This is a genomic window from Pristimantibacillus sp. Z349TD_6, from assembly GCF_056173205.1.
The window spans coordinates 7,179,908-7,187,500 of sequence record NZ_CM149662.1 but is presented as its reverse complement, the minus strand read 5'-3'; the positions used below and the strand labels follow the sequence as shown (position 1 = coordinate 7,187,500).

3 protein-coding genes, 9 tRNA genes and 1 rRNA gene (1 of these 13 running past the window's edge) are annotated in these 7,593 nt (G+C 49.7%); 11 read left to right on the top strand and 2 right to left on the bottom strand.

The genetic code is table 11. The annotated features are described in order from the left end of the window. The 10 genes from AC0VYE_RS31110 to AC0VYE_RS31065 form a co-directional block, all read left to right on the top strand. Positions 1 to 37: transfer RNA gene (locus AC0VYE_RS31110), tRNA-Ala, on the top strand; it begins 39 nt to the left of the window's first position. Positions 38 to 290: 253 nt separating this feature from the next. Further along, positions 291 to 3,224, top strand: a 23S ribosomal RNA gene (locus tag AC0VYE_RS31105). Between the two features lie 162 nt (positions 3,225 to 3,386). Beyond that, a tRNA-Asn gene (locus tag AC0VYE_RS31100) sits at positions 3,387 to 3,462 on the top strand. Between the two features lie 4 nt (positions 3,463 to 3,466). After that, a tRNA-Thr gene (locus AC0VYE_RS31095) sits at positions 3,467 to 3,542 on the top strand. Between the two features lie 40 nt (positions 3,543 to 3,582). After that, positions 3,583 to 3,657, top strand: a tRNA-Glu gene (locus AC0VYE_RS31090). 31 nt (positions 3,658 to 3,688) lie between these two features. Next, positions 3,689 to 3,764 (top strand) — tRNA-Val (locus tag AC0VYE_RS31085). Positions 3,765 to 3,773: 9 nt separating this feature from the next. Then, positions 3,774 to 3,848, top strand: a tRNA-Gln gene (locus AC0VYE_RS31080). Between the two features lie 10 nt (positions 3,849 to 3,858). Beyond that, positions 3,859 to 3,934, top strand: a tRNA-Lys gene (locus AC0VYE_RS31075). Between the two features lie 17 nt (positions 3,935 to 3,951). Further along, positions 3,952 to 4,034, top strand: a tRNA-Leu gene (locus AC0VYE_RS31070). A 99-nt stretch (positions 4,035 to 4,133) separates the two neighbouring features. Beyond that, a tRNA-Leu gene (locus AC0VYE_RS31065) sits at positions 4,134 to 4,216 on the top strand. 57 nt (positions 4,217 to 4,273) lie between these two features. Here AC0VYE_RS31065 and AC0VYE_RS31060 read toward each other — a convergent pair. Beyond that, positions 4,274 to 4,450, bottom strand: coding sequence for a GNAT family N-acetyltransferase (locus AC0VYE_RS31060; RefSeq protein ID WP_475444659.1), 177 nt, complete (start codon positions 4,448 to 4,450; stop codon positions 4,274 to 4,276). Then, positions 4,450 to 4,632: a hypothetical protein gene (locus AC0VYE_RS31055; RefSeq protein ID WP_475444657.1), complete on the bottom strand. Its 183-nt coding sequence runs from the start codon at positions 4,630 to 4,632 to the stop codon at positions 4,450 to 4,452. The genes AC0VYE_RS31060 and AC0VYE_RS31055 overlap by 1 nt, the downstream gene beginning before the upstream one ends. A 364-nt stretch (positions 4,633 to 4,996) precedes the next feature. Here AC0VYE_RS31055 and AC0VYE_RS31050 point away from each other — a divergent pair, with 364 nt between their 5' ends. Next, complete coding sequence (locus AC0VYE_RS31050) at positions 4,997 to 7,456, top strand: phosphodiester glycosidase family protein (protein WP_475444655.1); 2,460 nt, start codon at positions 4,997 to 4,999, stop codon at positions 7,454 to 7,456. Positions 7,457 to 7,593: the final 137 nt, after the last annotated feature.

The window sequence follows — 7,593 nt, the reverse complement described above, 5'->3', positions numbered from 1 at the left end:
CAGGAGGTCAGCGGTTCGATCCCGCTTGGCTCCACCAATAAAATAATGTACTGTCTTTGCTGAAGATTAACTCTGAAGCAAACTCAGCGCAAAACATTTGCACCTTGAAAACTGGATAACGAAAGAAAAGAATTGCTGAAACATCCTTTAAGCTACATTGATTTAATTGTTAGTGAAGGTTGTTCGTGATTGATGCGACTTCTTTTCGTTTTGTTTCAACCATTTGATGTCTTAGGAGATCAGAGAAACAAAATGAAAACGGCGCACAAGCCGAATCAACCGGAACGATAGGTTAAGCTAGTAAGAGCGCACGGAGGATGCCTAGGCACCAGGAGCCGAAGAAGGACGTGGCGAACAACGATACCGCCCCGGGGAGCCGTAAGCAGGCATTGATCCGAGGATTTCCGAATGGGGAAACCCAGCTATCGTAATGGATAGTTACTACTAACTGAATACATAGGTTAGTAAGAGGCATACCAGGGGAACTGAAACATCTAAGTACCCTGAGGAAGAGAAAACAATAGTGATTCCGTCAGTAGCGGCGAGCGAACGCGGATTAGCCCAAACCAAGAAGCTTGCTTCTTGGGGTTGTAGGACGTCTCACATGGAGTTACAAAGGTGTTTGGTAGGCGAAGAGGTCTGGAAAGGCCCGCCAGAGCAGGTAAAAGCCCTGTAACCGAAAGCAAGCACTCTCCGAGACGGATCCTGAGTACGGCGGGACACGTGAAACCCCGTCGGAATCCGGCAGGACCATCTGCCAAGGCTAAATACTCCCTGGTGACCGATAGTGAAGCAGTACCGTGAGGGAAAGGTGAAAAGCACCGCGGAAGCGGAGTGAAAAAGAACCTGAAACCGTGCGCTTACAAAAAGTCAGAGCCCGTTAAATGGGTGATGGCGTGCCTTTTGTAGAATGAACCGGCGAGTTACGATCACGTGCAAGGTTAAGTCGGGAAGACGGAGCCGTAGCGAAAGCGAGTCTGAATAGGGCGAATAAGTACGTGGTCGTAGACCCGAAACCGTGTGATCTACCCCTGTCCAGGGTGAAGGTGCGGTAACACGCACTGGAGGCCCGAACCCACGCATGTTGAAAAATGCGGGGATGAGGTGGGGGTAGCGGAGAAATTCCAATCGAACTCGGAGATAGCTGGTTCTCCCCGAAATAGCTTTAGGGCTAGCCTCGAGGAATGAGCGTCGTGGAGGTAGAGCACTGATTGGGTGCGGGGCCCGCCAAGGGTTACCAAGTCCAGTCAAACTCCGAATGCCATAGACGTGCTACTCGGGAGTCAGACAGTGAGTGCTAAGATCCATTGTCAAGAGGGAAACAGCCCAGATCATCAGCTAAGGTCCCCAAGTGTGTGTTAAGTGGGAAAGGATGTGGAGTTGCAAAGACAACCAGGATGTTGGCTTAGAAGCAGCCATCATTTAAAGAGTGCGTAATAGCTCACTGGTCGAGTGACTCTGCGCCGAAAATGTAACGGGGCTAAACACACCACCGAAGCTATGACATGTGCCTATATGGTACTTGGGTAGGGGAGCGTTGAATACGGATTGAAGTTGGACCGTGAGGACTGGTGGACTGTATTCAAGTGAGAATGCCGGTATGAGTAACGAAAAGACAAGTGAGAATCTTGTCCGCCGAAAGCCTAAGGGTTCCTGAGGAAGGCTCGTCCTCTCAGGGTAAGTCGGGACCTAACGCGAGGCCGAAAGGCGTAGTGGATGGACAACAGGTTGAAATTCCTGTACCACCGAAGATCGTTTGAGCAATGGGGTGACACAGAAGGGCAGTGACGCGGACTGATGGAATAGTCCGTCCAAGCAGTGAGGCTGATCGATAGGCAAATCCGTCGATCATGAAGGCTGGGCTGTGATGGGGAGCGAAAATTGCAGTAGCGAAGGTCATGTACTCCGGCTGTCAAGAAAAGCCTCTAGTGAGATCTAGGTGCCCGTACCGCAAACCGACACAGGTAGGCGAGCAGAGCATGCTAAGGCGCGCGGAAGAACTCTCGTTAAGGAACTCGGCAAAATGACCCCGTAACTTCGGGAGAAGGGGTGCCTCGGTAGGGTGAATAGCCCGAGGGGGCCGCAGTGAAAAGGCCCAAGCGACTGTTTAGCAAAAACACAGGTCTGTGCGAAGCCGTAAGGCGAAGTATACGGGCTGACGCCTGCCCGGTGCTGGAAGGTTAAGGGGAGCGGTTAGGGGTAACCCGAAGCTGTGAACCGAAGCCCCAGTAAACGGCGGCCGTAACTATAACGGTCCTAAGGTAGCGAAATTCCTTGTCAGGTAAATTCTGACCCGCACGAATGGCGTAACGACTTGGGCGCTGTCTCAACGAGAGATCCGGTGAAATTTTAATACCTGTGAAGATGCAGGTTACCCGCGACAAGACGGAAAGACCCCATGGAGCTTTACTGTAACTTGATATTGAACTTTGGTACGATCTGTACAGGATAGGTGGGAGCCTTTGAAGCATGAGCGCCAGCTTGTGTGGAGGCAACGTTGGGATACCACCCTGATCGTATCGGAGTTCTAACCTAGAACCGTGAAACCGGTTCGGGGACCGTGTCAGGTGGACAGTTTGACTGGGGCGGTCGCCTCCTAAAATGTAACGGAGGCGCCCAAAGGTTCCCTCAGAATGGTTGGAAATCATTCGAAGAGTGCAAAGGCATAAGGGAGCTTGACTGCGAGACCTACAAGTCGAGCAGGTACGAAAGTAGGGCTTAGTGATCCGGTGGTACCGAATGGAAGGGCCATCGCTCAACGGATAAAAGCTACCCTGGGGATAACAGGCTTATCTCCCCCAAGAGTCCACATCGACGGGGAGGTTTGGCACCTCGATGTCGGCTCATCGCATCCTGGGGCTGAAGTAGGTCCCAAGGGTTGGGCTGTTCGCCCATTAAAGCGGTACGCGAGCTGGGTTCAGAACGTCGTGAGACAGTTCGGTCCCTATCTGTCGCGGGCGCAGGAAATTTGAGAGGAGCTGTCCTTAGTACGAGAGGACCGGGATGGACGTACCGCTGGTGTACCAGTTGTTCCGCCAGGAGCACCGCTGGGTAGCCAAGTACGGACGGGATAAGCGCTGAAAGCATCTAAGCGTGAAGCCCCCCTCAAGATGAGATTTCCCAGTATGTAAGACCCCTTGAAGACGACGAGGTTGATAGGTTCGGGGTGGAAGCACAGCAATGTGTGTAGCTGACGAATACTAATCGGTCGAGGGCTTATCCTAAACACGTTTACTGTGACCCATACATCCGGTAGACAGCAGCATAAAAGGCTTCAGCAAGCCTAATCTTTCGTATCCAGTTTTCAAGGCGCAATACGCCTTGATATTCAACCGTGCCTATTTTGAAGTTGAAGCTTTAATAACATTCAACTCAAAATACAATGTTCCCTGATAGCTCAGTTGGTAGAGCACTCGACTGTTAATCGAGTTGTCACAGGTTCGAGTCCTGTTCGGGGAGCCATTATGCTCTCATAGCTCAGTAGGTAGAGTGCATCCATGGTAAGGATGAGGTCACCGGTTCGAATCCGGTTGAGAGCTCCAGAAAACTTTCAACTGTAAGGACAAGCATCAATTTTAGCATGGCCCGTTGGTCAAGTGGTTAAGACACCTCCCTTTCACGGAGGTAACAGGGGTTCGAGTCCCCTACGGGTCACCAAATTATTTTTACAAATGGCGCCTTTATCCTTGGACGCTTAGCTCAGCTGGGAGAGCATCTGCCTTACAAGCAGAGGGTCGGCGGTTCGATCCCGTCAGCGTCCACCATATCGCTATTGGGGATTAGCCAAGCGGTAAGGCAACGGACTTTGACTCCGTCATTCTCAGGTTCGATCCCTGAATCCCCAGCCACTTATACTATGAGTCATTAGCTCAGTTGGTAGAGCACCTGACTTTTAATCAGGGTGTCGTAGGTTCGAATCCTACATGACTCACCATTTTTTATCTCACATGCGCGCGTATGGCGGAATTGGCAGACGCACTAGACTTAGGATCTAGCGGGCGACCGTGGGGGTTCAAGTCCCTCTACGCGCACCATCTTTAACACCCTTCATAGGGAAGCACTCTGTATGTCAACAGAGTAATGTAGGTGGAAGCCCTGCAAAACATGGTTAAGCTTCAAAGAATCACATATATGCGCGTATGGCGGAATTGGCAGACGCACTAGACTTAGGATCTAGCGGGCGACCGTGGGGGTTCAAGTCCCTCTACGCGCACCATACCATGAAGAAACCCTTGGCGAACAAGGGTTTTTTGCTGTTTATATATGTGTAATATTAATCGAAAAGCCCCGAATGATCATTAAAGCTGTATAGCGCTTGTTCAGCACCATATCTTTGCAGCTTATACTCTAATCGCATGCCTACCTTCTCAAGGAGCCTGCAGGAGGCAGTATTTGCTGTTTGTGTCTCAGCGATTACTTTGCCTAGCTTTAATTCATGAATTGCGTACATTAATAATTGACCGACTCCTTCGTTGAAGAGCGCTCTAAAGCATCTAGAAACTTATTTAGATGATATTCCTCTGGTACAGCTCCGCCTAAGTATTTTCTAACCTCATCACTCGAATATATCCTTTGCATGTATTTGAAATCTGATTGTTGTAATGGGTCCAGCTTGCATCTAGTGGTTTGCATATTGATATTAATCCTCCATTTTATGCTTATTAAGTACAGCTTGTACAAAACTTGATCTACCTCGGAAACAAGGTGATCCTGCTCAATTGGATGGGGTTAAAAATGTACAAGGTTAATCGTTGTGAGGATAAATAGTAAATGGGTTTAGTGTTTCATATGAAGAAATAGTAATACCATTAGTAGATTTGTATACTTGGTTTTTGTGATCGTAACATAGAGACTTACAGGATGCCAACTTATTACTCAATAGAATTTGAGAGTTATTTTATCCATATAATCCCTTCATTTTTAGAATAAACCTGTCGATATAGTTCATTGGGACTAGCTGGAATCTACACATAAGAAGGAGAAGGAGATCAGTCATATGCAGCAAAAGATGAAAAAATGGCTTGTTAGAGTAGTAGCTATTCTGCTTATTATAGTGTTGAATGTGAGCTACACAGGAAGCGAATCATTAGGTGGTAAGGGAGCCTATGGGGGTTCCTCCGTTTCTGCGGCAGAATCGAAGAATGAGACAAAAACGGTTGCTTCTAATGCGAAGGGTTCTACTGCCAGCAAAGCAGAAATCGAGTACTGGCGATACAAAGCAGAGGGTACTCTATATCCTCCGATTGTTATGCCGAGCGGAAAGATGCTGGTTGTAACGAATAATGGATGGTTATCCCTATTAGATAATGGCGGAAAAGAGTTAAAAAGAATAAACACATATTCGAAATTATCTGCTCCAGCCGTAAATGGAAAAGGACAAATATTTACTGCAGGAACTGGTGCTAGGCTTTATCAATACGATGAAGGTGGCAATGGCGGTCAGAAAGGTATTTATTATTTTAAAGGGAAAAAGGAGCAATTAGAGCCATCTGGCATGGTGACGGATGGGGAAGGTACTCCTTATTTCGCATATCAGCATGCTGTTTTATCGCTGAGCAGTGAGGGAGAGCAGGAGGTTGCTCTGCTACCAGAGGGCGTCTCAGTTATGGAACTGGCCGCAGGTAAGCGCGGCGTCTATGTACTGGGCAGCAATGGCGTGTTGTATGCCGTGCGCGGCAATGCAGTTGTATGGGAAGCGTCGCTTGAGCAGACGCTGCTTGGGGCGAAGCTGATCGCAGGCGACGTGAGCGGCGGCGTCATGCTGCTTGCGGGCAAAGCTATCGCTGCGTATGAAGAGGACGGTAAAGTCCGCTTCACTCGCGAGCTTGCGGCAGCGCCCGCAGGCGGTTGGACGTCTCCGGTGCTCGTGCCCGGAGACAAAGGTACTGTCGTTGCCGCGGAGCGCAGCGGCAACGGCGTAGCTGCGTTCCGCCTCGCAGACGGGGCGGAACTATGGCGCATTAGCGCCAGCGGGGCGGGCGGCTTCGGCCCCGCGGCGCTTGCGCCGGATCTTGGCGTCGGCACGGTGCTGGCCGGCGGCCGTTCCGGCGCTGTGTACGCGATCGACGGCTCTGCCGGGTCGATCTTGTACACCTACGGCGGTCACACCGCGGTTCCCGCGAGCGGTGTGGCGCCGCAGGGCAGCGGACGCTTCGTATATGCGTCCGCTAGTACATTAATCGCAGCGGGGCCAGTTCGCACCGTTGCGATCACCTATGCAGCAGCGGCGGCGGTTAAGCTGCCGCTGGATACACGGCTCCTGCTCACGGACAAGCTGAAGCTGTCCGATCCAGTCGCTGTCAGCTATCGCTCCGACAATCCAGCGATCGTTCGCATCAATGAGAAAAGCGTGGTAACCCCGGTTTCAGCCGGATCAGCTAATCTTTATGTCGATGTTACAGCTAGCGGCTACAAAGGCCAGCTGAAGCTTCCTATTCAGGTTACAGCCTCTACCTTGAACCTAAAGGTGAAGCATGAATCCAAGAAGGTTGTGGCAGCAGGCCAGTCGTTTACGGTTCAAACCGTTACCATTCCAAAGGGAATGCCGGTTACTGCAGGCCTGGCAAGCCGTAAAATAGGCGTCGTTCAGTCGCTTCAATCGATTGCTAGTGATTACCGTGCAGACGCAGCGATTAACGGAACCTATTTTGAGGCTTATGGCGGCATTCCGGAGCCATATGGAACGGTAATTGTAGACGGCAATGTGGAGCATATAGGCAATACAGGGACAGCGATTGGTTTTACATGGGACGGCAAAGTAGTTATGGATACGCTGCGCGTCAAAATTTTAGGTGGAACAGACGGTTCTTTTAAGTCGCCTAACAACTGGTATGCGTATTTTATAAATCGAACACCTGCAGCAGGCGCATCGTCAGCTATCATGTTCACGCCAAAGCGTGGTGCTAAGCTTGGATTTGCACAAGGCACCTCAGTAACGGTCAGTAAGGGTGTCGTGACTAAAATAAGCAAAAAAGAGAATGTCGGCATTCCAGCAGATGGATATGTTCTCGTTTATACAGGTTCTGAGGAGAAGCTAGCCTCACGCTTTAAGGTGGGGACGAAGGTTGATTATAAGATCGAAATGACCAACCTCTCGAAAAGTCCGATTGCTTGGTCTCGCGTTCATACCGCCATTGGTGCAGGACCAAGACTAGTGAAGGATGGGAAACCGGCAGTTAATCCAGCTGGGGAAGGGTTTAGCAGCTCCAAAATATTGACCGATGCAGCTGGCAGAAGCGGCATTCTTGTCAAAAAGGACGGGACTGTTGTCATAGCTACTGTCTCCAAAGCAACGATAAAACAGTGGAGTCAAATCATGATTCAGCTTGGCGCTGAGCAGGCGATGAATTTGGACGGAGGAGCATCCTCTGGCATGTACGCGCAAGGAAAACTCATTACCACGCCTGGAAGACTAATAAGCAATGGTCTTGTATTTGGCACGAAGCTAAAGTGGTAACGTATGTAAAATGATAAAAGCTAGCCGTCCCAACCTGTTGGGCGGCTTTTCTATTTAAATAGGGCTCTATTTTTATCGATATGAATAATTGCTATTTATATTATCATTGACTTTTTTTGTGAGAAACATTATCATTA